General features: G+C 71.4%; 1 protein-coding gene. It reads right to left on the minus strand.

What is annotated here, in order from left to right; all coding sequences use genetic code 11:
• Positions 1-121: 121 nt before the first annotated feature.
• Positions 122-395 (minus strand): enoyl-CoA hydratase/isomerase family protein (locus tag CCL05_RS46875; RefSeq protein ID WP_244204603.1); only part of this gene is annotated, 274 nt, incomplete at its 5' end.

Here is a 395-nt window from a genome sequence, read left to right on the forward strand (position 1 = left end):
GCGTCGACGGGCTCCGGGGCGGGTGTGCGGACCGACCTGAGGTAGCGGACGGCGGCTTCGGCCATTCCTGCTTGTCCCATCACACCGCCATTGAAGCTGACGGTCCATCAGATGGGAAGGGTCAGCAGCCCTTGTACGCCGGGCTCCGCCGCTCCACGAAGCTCCGTACTCCCTCCTGCGCGTCCGCAGTCGTCATGTTGATCTCCTGTGCGGCGGCCTCCGCGGCGAAGGCGGTGGCGCGGTCGGCGTCGAGGGAGGTGTTGACGAGCTGCTTGGTCAGGGCGAGGGTGCGGGTCGGGCCGGTGGCGAGGCGTTCGGCCCAGGCGCGGGCCGTCTTGTCCAGGTCGGCGTCCGGGACGACCCGGTTCACCAGGCCCAGCCGCTCCGCGTCGGCC

The sequence above is a fragment of the Streptomyces africanus genome, from assembly GCF_002150735.1.
GTDB classification, from domain to species: domain Bacteria; phylum Actinomycetota; class Actinomycetes; order Streptomycetales; family Streptomycetaceae; genus Streptomyces; species Streptomyces africanus.